This window comes from Aeromonas sp. TECH754 (assembly GCF_056279295.1).
The window spans coordinates 556,173-572,266 of record NZ_JBWBRA010000001.1; the positions used below are offsets into that span (position 1 = coordinate 556,173).

Annotated in this window: 13 protein-coding genes; 4 read left to right on the forward strand and 9 right to left on the reverse strand. The window is 60.5% G+C overall.

Annotated features, from left to right (window positions below; all coding sequences use genetic code 11):
• The first annotated feature begins 117 nt into the window (after nucleotides 1–117).
• Both ACZ9IL_RS02480 and icd read left to right on the forward strand, forming a co-directional pair.
• Entirely contained in the window at nucleotides 118–993 is an 876-nt protein-coding gene (locus ACZ9IL_RS02480) for a helix-turn-helix transcriptional regulator (protein ID WP_476002068.1), read from the forward strand.
• A gap of 201 nt (nucleotides 994–1,194) precedes the next feature.
• Nucleotides 1,195–2,448 (forward strand): NADP-dependent isocitrate dehydrogenase, encoded by a 1,254-nt coding sequence (gene icd, locus ACZ9IL_RS02485; protein WP_476002069.1) that lies wholly within the window; start codon nucleotides 1,195–1,197, stop codon nucleotides 2,446–2,448.
• Nucleotides 2,449–2,546: 98 nt separating this feature from the next.
• Here icd and ACZ9IL_RS02490 read toward each other — a convergent pair whose 3' ends face one another.
• The 3 genes from ACZ9IL_RS02490 to dsdX all read right to left on the reverse strand — a co-directional run bounded on the left by ACZ9IL_RS02490 (nucleotide 2,547) and on the right by dsdX (nucleotide 5,737).
• Nucleotides 2,547–2,723 (reverse strand): hypothetical protein, encoded by a 177-nt coding sequence (locus tag ACZ9IL_RS02490; protein WP_476002070.1) that lies wholly within the window; start codon nucleotides 2,721–2,723, stop codon nucleotides 2,547–2,549.
• 329 nt (nucleotides 2,724–3,052) lie between these two features.
• Nucleotides 3,053–4,384, reverse strand: coding sequence for a D-serine ammonia-lyase (locus ACZ9IL_RS02495; RefSeq protein ID WP_476002071.1), 1,332 nt, complete (start codon nucleotides 4,382–4,384; stop codon nucleotides 3,053–3,055).
• A gap of 15 nt (nucleotides 4,385–4,399) precedes the next feature.
• The gene (gene dsdX, locus ACZ9IL_RS02500; protein ID WP_476002072.1) at nucleotides 4,400–5,737 is read right to left on the reverse strand and encodes a D-serine transporter DsdX; all 1,338 of its coding nucleotides are present in this window, start codon (nucleotides 5,735–5,737) and stop codon (nucleotides 4,400–4,402) included.
• Between the two features lie 232 nt (nucleotides 5,738–5,969).
• On the opposite strand from dsdX, the gene dsdC reads away from it, so the two are divergent.
• The gene (dsdC, locus tag ACZ9IL_RS02505) at nucleotides 5,970–6,914 is read left to right on the forward strand and encodes a DNA-binding transcriptional regulator DsdC (RefSeq protein ID WP_476002073.1); all 945 of its coding nucleotides are present in this window, start codon (nucleotides 5,970–5,972) and stop codon (nucleotides 6,912–6,914) included.
• Nucleotides 6,915–7,319: 405 nt separating this feature from the next.
• Nucleotides 7,320–7,727: an H-NS family histone-like protein gene (locus ACZ9IL_RS02510; protein WP_025327689.1), complete on the forward strand. Its 408-nt coding sequence runs from the start codon at nucleotides 7,320–7,322 to the stop codon at nucleotides 7,725–7,727.
• Between the two features lie 466 nt (nucleotides 7,728–8,193).
• On the opposite strand, the gene ACZ9IL_RS02515 is transcribed toward ACZ9IL_RS02510, so the two are convergent.
• The 6 genes from ACZ9IL_RS02515 to ACZ9IL_RS02540 all read right to left on the reverse strand — a co-directional run bounded on the left by ACZ9IL_RS02515 (nucleotide 8,194) and on the right by ACZ9IL_RS02540 (nucleotide 15,884).
• A complete protein-coding gene (locus ACZ9IL_RS02515; protein WP_476002074.1) occupies nucleotides 8,194–9,300 on the reverse strand; it encodes a 3-deoxy-7-phosphoheptulonate synthase in 1,107 nt (368 codons plus the stop codon).
• A gap of 257 nt (nucleotides 9,301–9,557) precedes the next feature.
• Nucleotides 9,558–10,364 carry a siderophore-interacting protein gene (locus ACZ9IL_RS02520; RefSeq protein WP_476002075.1) on the reverse strand — a complete coding sequence of 269 codons (807 nt, stop codon included), beginning with the start codon at nucleotides 10,362–10,364 and terminating at the stop codon, nucleotides 9,558–9,560.
• Nucleotides 10,365–10,503: 139 nt separating this feature from the next.
• Entirely contained in the window at nucleotides 10,504–11,946 is a 1,443-nt protein-coding gene (locus ACZ9IL_RS02525; protein WP_476002076.1) for an efflux transporter outer membrane subunit, read from the reverse strand.
• A gap of 2 nt (nucleotides 11,947–11,948) precedes the next feature.
• On the reverse strand, nucleotides 11,949–14,045 hold the full coding sequence (locus ACZ9IL_RS02530) for a MacB family efflux pump subunit (RefSeq protein ID WP_476002077.1): 2,097 nt from the start codon (nucleotides 14,043–14,045) through the stop codon (nucleotides 11,949–11,951).
• Nucleotides 14,042–15,205, reverse strand: coding sequence for an efflux RND transporter periplasmic adaptor subunit (locus ACZ9IL_RS02535; protein WP_476002078.1), 1,164 nt, complete (start codon nucleotides 15,203–15,205; stop codon nucleotides 14,042–14,044). Before ACZ9IL_RS02535 ends, ACZ9IL_RS02530 begins: the two co-directional genes overlap by 4 nt.
• Nucleotides 15,206–15,443: 238 nt before the next feature.
• Complete coding sequence (locus ACZ9IL_RS02540) at nucleotides 15,444–15,884, reverse strand: universal stress protein (protein ID WP_476002079.1); 441 nt, start codon at nucleotides 15,882–15,884, stop codon at nucleotides 15,444–15,446.
• Between the last annotated feature and the right edge of the window lie 210 nt (nucleotides 15,885–16,094).

Sequence of the window (16,094 nt, forward strand, 5' to 3'; positions counted from 1 at the left end):
TGTAATTTGAAAAAAACGAGAGTGAAGAAAAAGGTAGAATTGACCCGCAGTGCCGGACTATAACATGGGCGGTCGCGCGCGCCGCAATCGCTTGCCTCTCTCTTGATCGGGATCATCATGTCACTCATCTTCAGCCAGCTGCTCGACGGCGCCCTCCATGAACAGGTTCCCTTTGAGCAGATCTGGTTTGCCAGCGAGCAGGGCGTGCCGCCCGGTTTCAGCTATCAGGTCAACTTTCCCCGCCTCGAACTGGTGTTCAGCGGTGAATACCTCAACCAGATCTGGGACAAGGAGCAGGGCAGCAAGCTAGTCAGCGTATTGCCGGGACAGGCGCTCTACATCCCCCCCAACGGCTGGAACAAACCGCAATGGACCACCGACTGTTCGGTGCTGAGCCTGTTGTTTGGCAAGCGCCAGCTCGGTTTCAGCCTGGTGAGCAAGCGCCGCGACGAACCCGATTTCTTCGACGTGCAAAAGCACAGCATCATGGCCCGGGCGGGGCACGTGATCGAGCACATACTGGCGGCGCTCAATGCGCTGACCGAGGATCCCGGTCGCTCGCCCACCGACAACCATCTGTTGCAGGCGCTGCTCACCAGCGCCCGCCAGCTGCTGGCGGAGTCCGCCTTCGACCGGCCGAGGGGGGCGGACCTGTTCCACGGGATCTGCATCTACATCCAGGAGAACTTTCACCGTCCCATCAGCCGCGACTCCATCGCGCACCGCTTCAACGTCTCGGCCAGCCATCTCTCTCACCTGTTTCGCGAGCAGGGGCACATGCGCCTCGCCGATTACATCAGCTGGGTGCGCATCGACAGGGCCAAGTTCATGTTGAAAAAGTACCGGTTTCGGTTGGAAGAGGTGGCAAACCGCTGTGGTTACGTCGATGTAAATTATTTTTGCCGGGTGTTCAAGCAGAAGACCGGGCTGACCCCCTCTCAATACCGCTCCCTGAGCCAGCCGCAGGGCCAGACCGACAGCCTGGCAGAGTGAGGGAGGATACCGCCTGAGGCTGCGTAACACAGGCGTTGGATGCGGTCAGGAGTGATCGAACGCGAGCGGGGCGGGTGCATTGTGATCCAGTGCCCGACTATGGTCGGACATGCGCACCCGCCATTTGATTATGAAAATGGATGGGCTAAGATGGCCGCGCTCAATGACATATTTATAACAAACGGAAGTTAGGAGATGCCGATGGAAAGCAGAGTAGTTATCCCGACCACAGGTCAAAAAATCACCGTCGATGCTAATGGCAAACTGAAGGTTCCTCACAATCCGATCATTCCGTTCATCGAAGGGGATGGCATCGGTGTGGACGTGACTCCGGCCATGCTGAACGTGGTGAATGCCGCGGTCGAGAAAGCCTACAAGGGCGAGCGTTCTATCGCCTGGATGGAGATCTTTACCGGCGAGAAGTCGACCCACGTCTATGGCGAAGGTGCCTGGCTGCCGGCTGAAACCCTGGATTTCATTCGTGAATACTGCGTGGCCATCAAGGGCCCGCTGACCACCCCGGTCGGTGGCGGTATTCGCTCCCTCAACGTGGCCCTGCGCCAGGAGCTGGATCTCTACATCTGCCTGCGCCCGGTCCGTTACTACGAAGGCACCCCGAGCCCGGTCAAGCGTCCGGACTTGACCGACATGGTGATCTTCCGCGAGAACGCCGAAGACATCTACGCCGGTATCGAGTGGAAGGCGGACAGCGATGAAGCCAAAAAGGTTATCGCCTTCCTGCAAAACGAGATGGGCGTGAAGAAAATTCGCTTCCCCGAGACCTGCGGCATCGGCATCAAGCCCATGTCCAAGGCCGGTACCGAGCGTCTGGTCCGTGCCGCCATCGAGTATGCCATCGACAACGATCGCGACTCCGTGACCCTGGTGCACAAGGGCAACATCATGAAGTTCACCGAAGGTGCCTTCAAGGATTGGGGCTATGCCCTGGCTCAGAAAGAGTACGATGCCCAGCTGATTGACGGCGGCCCCTGGTGCTCCTTCAAGAACCCGAAAACCGGCAAGACCATCGTCGTCAAGGACGTCATCGCCGATGCCTTCCTGCAACAGATCCTGCTGCGCCCGGCCGAGTATGATGTCATCGCCTGCATGAACTTGAACGGCGACTACATCTCCGACGCCCTGGCCGCTCAGGTCGGTGGCATCGGTATCGCCCCCGGCGCCAACATCGGCGACGGTGTGGCCCTGTTCGAAGCGACCCACGGCACCGCGCCCAAGTACGCCGGTCAGGACAAGGTCAACCCGGGCTCCCTCATCCTCTCCGCCGAGATGATGTTGCGCCACCTGGGCTGGACCGAGGCGGCCGATCTCATCATCAAGGGGATGGAAGCGGCGATTGCCAACAAGACGGTCACCTATGACTTCGAGCGACTGATGGAAGGCGCCACCCTGCGCTCCTGCTCCCAGTTCGCCCAGGACATGATCGACCAGATGTAAGGTCTTGGGTCCAACAGGATTCGAAAAGCAAAACCGGCGCCATGAGCGCCGGTTTTTTTATGGATGACGGGCCTGGACCCGCACGCTGGCTCAGGCCATCAGGTGGTCTTTTCCACGTGCTGCTGATAGATCTGCTGCCACTTGCTGCTCTCGGCTTCATCGCCCTGGGTTTGCCAGAACTCGCAGATGGAGCTGGCGAGTTCGGATGCCATGGCATGATCGCCATCACGACGGCTCATCAGATATTGTCCCAGCCAACTTTGATACTGTTTCATAGTCCGATCTCCTTATCTAAGGTGCCCTTGGTGGTTGTCGTCTGGCAGATTCCCTTGCCATGACTGACTCATCCAGGCCACAGGTGGTGCTGCGCGTCGGTTCGTTGTGATAGCGAAACTAGGTCGCGATCTCGCCGGATAAGGGCGATAACGGAGCGCAGATGTCAAAAAACGGCCCCTATAGTATCACAAAATAACCAACTTGGGGGGATTGACGGCAGAGGAGAAGGATCGAAGGCCCGCGGGCATTTGGCAAAAGACATGCCATCTTGCTGATCCATGAAGAGAAAAACCCGCCGAGGTGGCGGGTTTTATGGGTGAAAAAAAGATCAGATCCGGGCCGTGGCCAGGTATTTTGCCATTTCCTCCGGGGGCACCATGCCACCGCCGGTGGCCCACACCAGGTGGGTCGCCCGGGCCATGGCGGCTTTATCGAGCCCCTGCGCGGCTTGCCACTCCGGGTTGGCGGCGATCCGCCAGGGACCCGGCATGCCGGCCAGCGCCGAAGGCTCGAGCCGGATCTGCTCATCGCGGTCCAGCAGCCCCAGCAGGTCATACATCTCCTGATCGCTCAGGGTGTAGAAGCCATCGAGCAACCGCTCCATGGCACGGCCGACGAAGCCGGAGGCGCGACCCACCGCGAGGCCATCGGCGGCGGTGAGGTTGTCGATGCCCAGATCCTGCACCGAGATGTGATCGTGCAGGCCGGTGTGGACCCCGAGCAGCATGCAGGGGGAGTGGGTCGGCTCGGCGAAGAAGCAGTGCACATTATCCCCAAACGCGAGCTTCAGGCCAAAGGCCACGCCGCCCGGGCCGCCGCCCACGCCGCAGGGCAGGTAGACGAACAGCGGGTGCTCGGCATCCACCGCGATGCCCATCTCCTTGAACTGCGCCTTCAGCCGCTCGCCGGCCACCGAGTAGCCGAGGAACAGGGTGCGAGAGTTCTCGTCGTCGATGAAGAAGCAGTTGGGATCGCGCTCTGCCTCCTTGCGCCCTTGCTCCACCGCGACGCCGTAATCTTCGGCATATTCCACCACGATGACGCCATGTTCGCGCAACTTGCGTTTCTTCCATTCCCGCGCATCGGCGGACATGTGCACGGTGACGGTGAAGCCGAGCTTGGCGCTCATGATGCCGATGGACATGCCGAGGTTGCCGGTAGAACCCACCGCGATGCTGTACTGGCCGAAGAACTGGCGGAACTCGTCGGAGAACAGCTTGCCGTAGTCGTCGTCTGTGCGCAGCTTGCCGGCCTTGATTGCCAACTGCTCGGCGTGGGTCAGCACCTCATAGATGCCGCCCCGTGCCTTGATGGAGCCGGAGATCGGCAGGTGGCTGTCTTTCTTGAGCAGCAGCCGGCCGGTTACCTCGACCCCGTAACGTGCATTGAGGGTGGCCTGCATGGCGGGAATGGCGGCTATCCCGGATTCCAGAATGCCCTGGGTGGCGCGGGTCTCCGGGAAGGCTTCACACAGATAGGGGGCGAAGCGGGCGAGGCGGGCGGAGGCATCCGCGACATCGCGCTGATCCAGGCCGACATGGGGCAACCCGACCGCGAGGGTGCTGGCATTGGGGTTGAACCAGGTCAGGGGCTCGAGGGCGATCAGGGATTGCAGCAGCGGGTACTGGCTGACAAGTTGCTGGATATCGATGTTTCTCATGGTTTCTCGGCCTTGTTAGACGATGTAGGAGAGCAGGAAAGTACCGGCAAGCGCCATCAGGGAGGCGACCAGGGTCGCACTGGTGTAGTACTTGAGTGTTTCGTTCAGGGTGGCACCGCAATATTGCTTGACCAGCCAGAACAGGGAGTCGGTCACCATGGTACAGCCGATGGCGCCGGAGCCGATGGCAAGCGTCATGATCTCGGGGCTGATCTCGGGGTAGTGCACCAGGATGGGGGAGACGATGGCGGTGGCGCCCATCATGGCGACCGTGGCGGATCCCACCGCGGCATGCAGCACTATGGCGACCAGCCAGGCCAGCAGTATGGGGTGCATGTCCAGCTGGGAGAGGATGGCCGCGAGGCTGTCACCCAGGCCGCTGGCCTTGAGCACACCGTTGAAGGCGCCGCCGGCCCCGATGATCAGCAGGATGTTGGCGATGGAGGAGAAGCACTGCTCGGTCTGATCCAGCAGCCCTTCCATCTTCATGCGCTGACGGATCCCCAGCACGTAGTAGGCGGTGAAGGCAGCGATGAACATGGCGGTGATGGGGTTGCCGATAAACTCCAGCAAGGAATAGAGGGCGGCGTCATGCGCCATGTTGAGCTCTGCCACCGTCTTGGCCAGCATCAGCAGGATGGGCAGCAGCACGGTGAAGAGGGAGGCACCGAGAGTCGGCAGCGTTGCCTCATCACGGGCCTTGATGTCGGCGAAGGCAGCGGGCACGCCCTTGAACGGCAGCCGTTTGCCGAGCAGCTTCAGGAACAGGGGGCCGCCGATGAGGGAGGCAAACAGCCCGACCGCGAGGCCATAGACGATGACGGATCCCACATCGGCACCCAGCTGATTGGTGACATAGAGCGCGGCCGGATGGGGCGGCACTATGCAGTGCACGGCCATCAAAGCGGTACAGAGCGGGATCGCCAGAGTCAGCAGCGAGGTGTTGGTCTTGCGGGCGATGGAGAAGGCCAGCGGAATGAGCAGCACCACCCCGACCTCGACGAACAGGGTGATGCCGCACACCAGCCCGACCAGCACCATGATCACCTGAGGCGAGAGCCAGCGGCATTTTTGCAGGGTGAGACCGATGCGCTCGGCGGCGCCCGATACTTCCATCATCTTGCCGAGTATGGTGCCAAGGCCGATGACGGCGGCGAGAAAGCCCAGGGTACCGCCAATGCCTTCCTCCATGGCATTGACCATCTTGACCGGGTTCATCCCCATCATGGTGCCGACATAGAAGCTAGCCAGCAGCAGGGCGAGGAAGGGATGCACCTTGCCCTTCACTATGGTGAAGACGATCAGGATGATACTTGTCAGCAAGGTACCGACGACCCACATTTCAGAATTCATACTGCGCCTCGACATAAGTGATGAGCGGTGATTGATGGGGCTATTGAACGGCAAGGAGGGGGGAGCTGACAAATGATGAAAATGGCGTCTTGGGTGCGTTGAGATGATGCAAATGTGCCACATTCATCACATTTTTCCTGAATGTGGTGATTTGGGTTTGCTTGTTGCATCCAAAGTCGGAGGCGCCGGGATATGATGGCGGTCTTACCCGACAGCCTGGCGAGAGATGCGGATGTATACCGAAGACAACTATGTATCGAGAAACAAGCTGCTCAATGGCTATCAGCTCGCCAAGTTGCATACCTTCGAGGCGGCGGCGCGCCACTGCTCCTTTGCCCTGGCGGCCGATGAGCTGGCGCTCAGCCCGAGCGCAGTGAGTCACAGAATAAGTGCCTTGGAGGAGGAGCTCGGTTTCAAGCTGTTCCAGCGATTTCATCGCAAGGTGGTGCTGACGACGGAGGGGCAGCGGGTATTCTGGGCGCTCAAGTCGTCGCTGGAGTTCATCAATCAGGAGATCCTGGAGATCAAGCACCAGGAGCTGTCGGGCTCATTGACCGTCTATTCCCGTCCCTCCATCGCCCAGTGCTGGCTGGTGCCGAGACTGGCAGATTTCTCCCGCCTGCATCCTCAGGTAGATCTCAACATCATGACCGGCAACGAGAACATCAACCTGCACGGCTATGGCATCGACCTGACGCTCTATTTCGATGACAAGACGCCGGAGCGACTCGTCATTCACCCGCTGATGGACGAATACATGGTGCCGGTATGCAGCCCGGAATATGCCGAGCAACACCAGTTGCTGGATAGCCCGGACAATTTGCAGCACTGCCGCCTGCTGCACGACAGGCAGGCTTGGGGACATGACTCCGAGACTGACGAGTGGCACAGCTGGGCCCGCCAATCCGGCATCGCCATCGACGGCTGTCAGGCAAACATGGGGTTCGATCGCTCCGATCTTGCCATCATCGCCGCCATGAACCACGCCGGTGTTGCCATGGGCCGCAAGCGTCTGGTGAGCAAACGGTTGGCAAGAAACGAGCTGGTGGCTCCTTTTCCGGACAAGGAGGTACGCTGCGATCAGCGTTATTACCTCGCCACGCTCCCCAACCGCCAGTGTCCCAAGATCCAGGCCTTCATCGACTGGATCAGCACCCAGGCGCAGCTGGCAGGTTGAATGGGGAACCATGCCGGTAGCCCATATCGGCATGGGGTCATTGCATTCATCGGTGTTATTCCCGGCCAGGGAGTGAATGACTCGCGCATCATTTGTGCAGGGAGACCAACTTCCTCGGTCGGTAGCGTGTCCCAACTGGGGGTTGGAGTGCACCGTCGGCATTTATCTGTTCGACCAATGTGATGGAGAAACTGACCCGGCATTAACCAATGCTGAAGAAAATATTGTCTGTGACATCGGTTTTTCAATATGTACCGGTGTGTGAATTAACCTAGAAAATAATGAAAAGGGTGTTGTCAATAATCCTTGCACAGTTATAAAATCATTATGTTGTTATCGAGCAGACATGCTATTCTCAAAATGAGTCATCCCTGTGACATACAAAAATAATTCTGTGAGGAAGTAATGAACGAATTTCTAAAGGTTCTGCTGAACATTCGTAGCTTGCGCGCTGCCATCCGTGAACTGCCGTTTGAGCAACTGCAAGAAGCGAAAGAGAAGTTTGATCTGGTATATAACGAGCGCGCCGAGTCTGTTGAACAAGAGCGGGCCGAGCAAGAAGAACGTCAGCGCAAGCTGAGTGAGTTCACCGAGATGCTGCAGCAAGCAGGCATCGATCCGCGTGAATTGATCGGCAGCGTGGCTACTCCGGCTGCCGCTGGCGCGACCAAGAGCAAGCGTGCTCCGCGTCCGGCCAAATACAAGTACCAAGAAGATGGCCAGGAAAAGACCTGGACCGGCCAGGGCCGTATGCCCAAAGCCATTGCCGAGCAGGTTGCGCTGGGCAAGGATCTGAATGACTTCCTGATCTGATCGCTTCGATCTATTCAGTGATAATGCCGCCTCTTGGGCGGCATTATTATTTCTGTGGTTATGCCAGGGAACGACTCATGCGGTAGACAAGATATTTGTCTCGTTGCCATTGGAATAGTCATGGCCAGCATGAGGAGATAAAAACGTATCTATCAGTAACGTTTGATGTTCCCACCCCCCCTGCCATTATCTATCCTCTGATGAAGACTCAGTCAACCCTCTTCTGTCATCGATGATCCTGATTAACAAATGCAGGATCTACTCAGAGCGATGAAATAATCAGGATCATTTTCGGCCACGCTTCTGTGTCACTCCCCCATCTTCTTGCCAGTCTCGCAGAGACATTTTCTGTTATCTCTGTTCTATTTGGCACCCTTGTGCCGGATATATATGTGGGGGTGTGATGAGTGCGATGATTTTTTAATACGGGGTCTGCTGACCCCGCCGTGAATAAATAGGGATCGAATTAGCTCACGAGCTGGATATCTTCGCGATGGTTCGCGCTCGGCAACATGCCGGCTAAGCGGCGACGAGCCCAGACGGCATCGGCCAGCATGGCCAGCAGGGTTTGACTCTCCTCCCAGCACAGGCAGGCATCGGTGATCGACTGGCCATATTGCAGCTCATTCAGCGGTGCAGGCTTTTGGCTGCCTTCTTGCAGGAAGCTCTCAATCATGACGGCGGCGATAGTATCGCTCCCTGCACTCAGTTGACGGCAGAGCTCTGCGGCTACCCTCAGCTGGTTCCTGTGTTGCTTCTGGCTGTTGCCGTGGCTGCAATCCACCATCAGTCGATGGTTGAGCCCCTGGTATGCCAGGCGCTCAGCGGCATCCGTCACGTCGCTCTGGTGATAATTGGGCAGGGTGCCACCGCGCAATATGATGTGCCCGCTCGGGTTGCCCTCGCTCTTGATCACGACGATGCCACCCTGGCTGCCCGGGGCGGTGAACAGGTGGGATGCCTCGCTGGCCTGAATGGCGTCTATGGCCACCCGGATATTGCCGTCGGTACCGTTCTTGAAGCCGACGGGGCAGGGCAGGGCCGAGGCGAGCTGTCTGTGTACCTGAGACTCCGTGGTGCGCGCACCAATCGCGCCCCAGCTGATGAGATCCGCCAGATAGAGGAAGCTGGTGGTATCGAGGAACTCGGTGGCGGTGGCCAGCCCCAACTGATTGATATCCAGCAGCAGTTGGCGAGCCAGATGAAGGCCCTGGCCGATGTCGTTGCTGCCATCCAGATGAGGATCGAACACCAGCCCCTTCCAGCCGACCGTGGTGCGCGGCTTCTCGAAATAGGTGCGCATCACGACGAGCAAGCTGTCCTGATACGTCTGGGCGAGTTGGGCCAGACGCTTGGCATAATCGATCGCGGCAAGAGGATCGTGGATGGAGCAGGGGCCGATCACCACCAGCAGGCGATCGTCTGCGCCGGTGAGGATCTGGCGAACCTGGTGACGATGCCGATCAATCTGCTGCGCCATGTCGCCGGGACAGGGGTGTTGCGCCAACAGGTTGGCAGGAGTGGGGAGAGTCTCGACCGCGAAGGCGCGCATTACCGAATTCAAAACTGCCATCTGGATTACCTTGCTGTACCTGGGGGTAAATGAGATGTCTGCTACCCAGACCCTGAGTGTCAGGGGTCAAGGGCACAACGACAGAACACATTGTTGAGAGTGATTATCATTATCTTGTTGTCTCTCGCGAATGCAAGCCCTGGTGAGGGGATCACCAAGATGGGGGGGAGGCGAAAAAAAGAGTGGAAATTGGATTCTAGTCAGGCCTGTCCTCTTGTGGAGATAGGCCTGATTTATATAGGGAAAACGACTAACTATCAGCTATCCATCACGGCGTGGCGATCCTGATGGTAGGCATCTTCATCCTTGCCATGGCGCCAGTAGGGCACGGCATAGACCCGCTGGCGATCCACTTCCAGGGTACGTCTGACATGGCGGCGCAGCGGCACCACCAGGCCCTCTTCCCCACCGAACCAGAAATAGCTCAGCTCCGATACCATGGGCAATGCGGTGAAATAGCTCACCAGCGGGTCGGTCTGCTCTGGGGAGCCGACAAACCAGCGCAGGCTGACTCCTGCTGGCAGCGACAGATCCTGCACATCTTCCTGATGAGGCACCAGTAGGGCGATATGCCCCTGCGCCTCGGCGGGCATCACCTCGGCCATGGCGCTGATGGCAGGCAGAGAGGTGAGATCCCCCACCATGTAATAGTGCGCGGCTGGCTGCAGCATGGGATCCGGCCCCCCTGGCCCCGAGATGGCCAACCGATCGCCAGGCTGGACATGCAGGGCAAAGCGACTGGCCGGCCCGACGTCGCCGTGCAGGGCAAAGTCGATATCCAGCTCGAGCGCCTCACGGCGGAAGGCTCGAATGGTGAAGGTGCGGATGATGGGCTTCTGGCTCGGGTCTTCCCAGCGGGGCCCCTTGGGGGTCGGCGTCGGCAGTACCGCATGATCCTGACCCGGTTGGGGCAACATGATCTTGATATGGGCGCCGCCGCAACTGAAGGGATAATCGATCAGCTCGGGGCTGGTCAGGCAGACCCGGCGCAGATGCGGGCCCACATCATGGACATGCTTGACGGTGAGCAGGCGAGGGCGATTGACCGGGGCGGGCTGTGACATATGAGTACTCCTGGCAGACGATGACGCCATTTTTCATCAAATGAAAATTATTATCAATTGCTTTGTGGGGAGGGGGATGGGCTGTCACGGCCAGGATGGAACCCATCCCGACCGTGATGAAGAGGGGAAGGATGAGAGGCTATGATCCCCGATCACTGCCCCCCAGTGCCTGATAGATCCCGGCCATGTTGTTGAGCTGGGTCTGTTGCTGGCCGAGCAGGCTGAGTTCGGCGTCCCACAGCCGATTCTGCTCATCCAGCCAGGGTTGCACCCCGGTGGCGCCCGCCTGGAAGCGAGCCTCGGCCAGCCGCTCGGCCTCTTTGGCGTAATCCCGCTGCTGGGTCAGATAACGCAACCGCTGCTCACCCTGATGGCGAGCCGACAGGCCGTCTTCCACCTCCAGCAGGGCGGTGTAGAGCTGCTTGCGAAACTCGGTTTCGGCTATCTGGTAGTCGAGCTCGGAGCTGGCGATGGTGAGCCGGGTCTGGTTGTACTCGAGGAAGGGCAGGGCCAGGGTCGCCCCCAGGGTCCCCACCGGGTTGCTCAGCATCTGGGTCAGGGTATCCGAGGTGGTGCTGGCGTTGCCGGTGAGGCTCAGGGTGGGGTAGAAGCCGGTGCGGATCTCGTCCCCCTTGGCCAGCGTCTTGCGCAGCCGCAGCTCGGCGGCTTGCACATCGGGGCGGCGCGCCAGCACGTCGGCAGGGATGCCGACCGCCAGGGTCGGAATGGGGGCCATGACCAGCCCGCTCGGGGCAAACTCCAGCGGGCCGCTGCTGCGACCGAGCAGCAGGCGCAAGGCATTGCTGGCCTGCTCCCGTTGCAAGGCGAGGGCGGCGAGCTCCGCCTGTTTACCGACCTTCTGCTGGCTGGCCTGCACCAGATCGAGTCGGGTGATGGCCCCCGCGTCATATTTGGCCCGGGTCAGCCGCTCGGCGCGTTCGTAGTTGAGAAGCTGTTGCTCGCCGAGGCTGATGGCCGAGCCGAGATAGGCCAGCTGCCAGTATTGCTCCAGGGCCTTGCCGATCAGCATCAGGCGGGTCGACGCCAGATCCTGCTCGCTGGCCTGCGCCTCCCAGCTCGCCTGATCCCGCACCGAGGCGAGCCGGCCCCAGAGATCCACCTCATAGCTCAGGTTGAGCGAGGGCCCCAGATTGCTGCTGGTACTGCCGTCCTTCATGTTCTTGGAGCCGCTCGCCCCCAGATTGGCGCTGACCTCGGGGGTGAGATTGGTGTCGGCCAGATCCGCGCCGAGCAGGGCGCTCTTCAACCTGAGCCCTGCCACCTGCATGTCCGGATTGGCGGTGAGGACCGCATCGACCAGCCGGTCGAGGGCGGGGTCCTTGAATCCCTGCCACCAGAGGCCCGCCTGCTGCCGGGTCAGATCCTGGTCTGCTTGCTGCCAGGCGGGTGCCATGACGAGATCGGGCCTGTGATAGGTGCTCTGCTGGCTGCAGGCGCCGAGGGCCAGGCTGACGGCGAGGCAGAGAGCGTGTTTCGCCCAGAGACTGCGCCCTCGTTTGGGCAAGAGGCCGCGCTTCTGGCTGGGCAAGAGGTGCTGCCTCGGACTGGATAAGTTGTGCATCATCATTCCCTCGCCAGCGCCTCGACCGGATCGAGCCGGGCCGCGTTGCGGGCGGGCAGGTAACCAAACAGGATCCCGATGAGCGAGGAGCAGCCAAAGGCCATCAGGATGGAGAAGAGCGAGAAGTGCATCTGGAAGCTCTCCACGATCAGGGAGAAGACAAAGCCGATGAGCAGGGCCAGACCGATGCCGAGCAGGCCCCCCAGCAGGCTGACCATCACGGCCTCGATCAGGAACTGTTGCAGGATGTCGGATTGACGGGCCCCCACCGCGATGCGGATCCCTATCTCCCTTGTACGTTCTACCACCGAGACCAGCATGATGTTCATTACCCCGACCCCGCCGACGATGAGGGAGATCACCGCGATGGCGGAAACCAGCAACGTCATGGTGGCGGTGGTCTTCTCCACCGACTTGATGATGCTGTCGCTGCTGAAGGTGAAGAAGTCCTTCACCCCGTGGCGTTGGGTCAAGAGCGCCACCGCGGCCTGCTCCGCCAGAGCGGGCTGGATCCCGTCCTTGACCCGGATGGTGATCTGGCTGAAATGGTTCTGGGAGATGAGCCGGCTCATCACGGCGCTGTAGGGCAGCCAGATGCTGACCGACTGGCTGCTGCGGCCAAAGCCGGTCTCTTGCGTCACCACGCCGACGATGCGCACCGGCAGGGTGCCGACCAGCACCACCTGACCGATGGGATCCTCCTTGCCGAGCAGACTCTCTATGGTCTTGCCATCGACCACTGCCACCGCCGTCCGGTTCTGGATGTCACGCTCGTCGAGCAGGCGGCCCCGGGTGAGTGTCATCCCCTTGACCCGGAAGAAGTCGCTGCCGACCCCCACCACGTTGCCGCTGCTGGTTTTGTTGCGAAAACGCAACTGGCCCGAGGTGGCGATCTGGGGGCTGGCCCCCTCCAGATAGGGCTGACCGAGCAGGGCGTCGAGATCCCGCTCGTTCAGGGTCTGGATGCTGGCCGCCTTCTCATCCCCCCAGTCCTTGCCGGGGAAGATGTCGATGGTGTTGGTGCCCATGGCGTTGATGTCGTTGATCACCTTGGCGCGTGCCCCCTGACCGAGGGCAACCACGCTGACCACGGCGGCGATGCCGATGATGATGCCGAGCATGGTAAGGAAGGTGCGCATGCGGTGGGCGAGCATGGCGTGCAGGGCCATGCGACCCGCTTCCCGGTAGCGATCCCAGCCCTGGCTGGCGGCCCTGACTGCGGTAGTTGTCGTTGTGGCCTGGGCACTGTCCTCCACTGCCTGCTCGTCGGGCAGGGAACTGATGTGAACGGCAGGATTGGCGGTGGTCGCCACGGTCTGGGCGATCTCTTCAACCATCAGGCCGTCGGGCAGGGAGACGATAGCATCGGCAGGATTGGCGGTCGCTGCCTGGGTCTGAGCGCTGTCCTCCACTACCCGGCCATCACGCAGGGTAATGATGCGATCCGCATGACTGGCTACTGCCATGTCGTGGGTGACCAGGATGATGGTGTGGCCCTGGGCGTGCAGCTCCTTGAGGATGGCCATCACCTCCTTGCCGCTGTGGCTGTCGAGGGCCCCGGTGGGTTCGTCGGCCAGGATCACCTCGCCGCCATTGGCAAGGGCGCGGGCTATGCTGACCCGTTGTTGTTGTCCGCCGGAGAGCTGGCCCGGCCTGTGATGGCTGCGATCGGCGAGGCCCAGACGTGTCAGCAATGCACGGGCACGCGCCTGGCGATCGGTGCGGGGGGTGCCCGCATAGACCGCCGGGATCTCCACGTTGGCGGCCGCGTCCAGGTGGGGCAGCAGGTGGTAGCGCTGGAAGATGAAGCCGAAGTGGTGGCAACGCAGCCTTGCGAGGGCGAGCGCATCGAGATTGGCGGTATCCTGCCCGCGAAACAGATATTGGCCGCCGCTCGGCCGGTCGAGGCAACCCAGCAGGTTCATCAGGGTGGATTTGCCGGAGCCGGAGGCGCCGACGATGGCCACCATCTCCCCCGCCTGGATGCAGAGATCCAGCGGATGCAACACTGTGACTTCCTGCTCGCCGCTCTGGTAGCGCTTGGCGATGCCCTTGAGCTGGATCAGCGGTCCCTCGAGCCGGTTCAAGGGCTCACTCACGGCCTTCTCTCCATGTCATCGTCTTGGACGGGCTTGCCCTGCTCCAGGATCACCTTGTCCTGTTCCTTCAGGCCGCTCAGAACCTCGATCTTGATGTCATCCTTCATGCCGGTCTTGATGCGGCGCACTTCCCTCGCCTGATCCTCTATTTGCAGGGCGACTTCGTACTCGTTGTCCCCCAGCTTCTTGCCGAGGGCGGTCTGCGGGATCGCCAGCACCTGCTTGCGTTCACCGAGCACTATGGTGACCTGAGTCGTCATGGCGACCCTCAGCTGGTGATCCGGGTTCGGCACATCGAACAGGGCATAGTAATAGATGGCGGCATTGCTGGTGGTCGTGGTGCTGGAAGTCTGCTCGTTGATATTGGTGGGGGCCAGCTCAACCGTGCGCAGGGTGGCGTGATAGCGGGTATCCGGATCTCCTATCAGGGTGAAGTAGACCGGCATGCCGGCCCTGACCTTGGTCACATCAGCCTCGGAGATCTGGGCCTTGACCGTCATGGTATCCAGATTGGCGAGCTTGAGCAGGGTCGGCACCGTCTGGCTGGCGGCCAGGGTCTGGCCCTGACGGGTCACGATGGATACCACTGTGCCATCCATGGGAGCCTGAATGCGGTTGTAGCCGAGCTCCGTCTTGGTGCGCTCTACCTTGATGAAGGCGCTGTCGATATCCGCCTGGGCGCTTTGCAACTCGGCGCGGGTAACGGCCAGTTGCGCCTCGGCGCTCTCCAGATCGGCCCGGGAACTCGCCTCCTGCTTGAACATCTGCTGCTGGCGACGCCAGCTCAGCTCGTTCTGCTTGAGCTGTGCCTGCTTGATCTTGAGTTGAGCGCGCCGACTGGCCAGCTCCGCCTCCGCGGTCTTGAGGTTGTTCTGGGCGATCAGGGGATCTATCTCTGCCAGCAGATCTCCCTGCTTGACCTGTTGCCCGGCCTCGACCGCCAGATAGGTGACCTGGCCCGAGACCTGGGCACCCACATCCACCTGTTCGATGGCCTGCAGCACACCGCTGGCGAGTACCGTCTGCTCCACGTCCTGGCGAGTCACCGATGCGGTCAATACGGGGTCTGGTGTCTTGCTGGGCCACAGCATCCAAACGATGATGGCGAGCGGCACCAGGATGAACAAGGCGAGCTTGCCCTGTCTGGGGAGAGTTTTCATTTTTCACCTGAACGAAACGTGCGAAGGCGTGCGAGGCCAACATCCTGCAGCAAACGGGGCCTAAACAAAAGCGAGCAATGTGTAAGAAATCATGTAGATGAATTTATCACTAGATGTGGCTGCGGCGAGGCGTGCAGGGGGGCGAGGAGATCAGCGGGCAGGAACAAAGGAAGGCGAGCGGAGGGCACAAGGGGAGGCCCCGCAGAACGAGCGGGCCCTCCATGGTATCAAGCCGCCATCAACCGACGGCTTTCAGCTGTTCGGCATAGGGTTCGTGGCAGATCTGGATATCGACGGGCAGCTTGTAGATGAGCAAGCGTGCCAGAGAGCCCTCCATCCAGTGGTGACGGCTGCCAACCAGCAGCAGCGCGGTCGGGTGTGATGCCAGCCAACGGCTCAGGTCTGCCACCACGTCATCCACCACCAGGCACTGATAATCGACCGGGTGGGGCAGGAGGGTGATGAGCTGGCTGATGATGGCCTTGGCATCCAGAGTGCCCTGGGCACTGCGCTCCTCTTGTGACAGCGACAGGCTGTTGCGCCGGACTTTGCTGCTGTGGGTCAGGTGCAGCAGGGTCAGTTCGCAGCCCATTCCTTGTGCCAGCCGACTCGCCTTGGCCAGCGTCTCCTGCTCGTAATCCTTGCCTTCCAGCAACAGCACAATATTGGTTGGGGTCATAAGCAGTTCTCCTTCGCAGGGGCGGGTCAAGGAGGATGAGGCCCTTGCCTCTCATCATTCCGAGCCCGCGGGATCTTCCCATCAAACGGACCCGTTTCACTCACGCCAAGCGTCACCTCTTGTCGGTGATGCCGGAACGCATCAGGTCCGTTTACATCATCATAACAGATTGAGTTGAATGGAAAATGAAGGGATTTGGGGCTCGAGTCG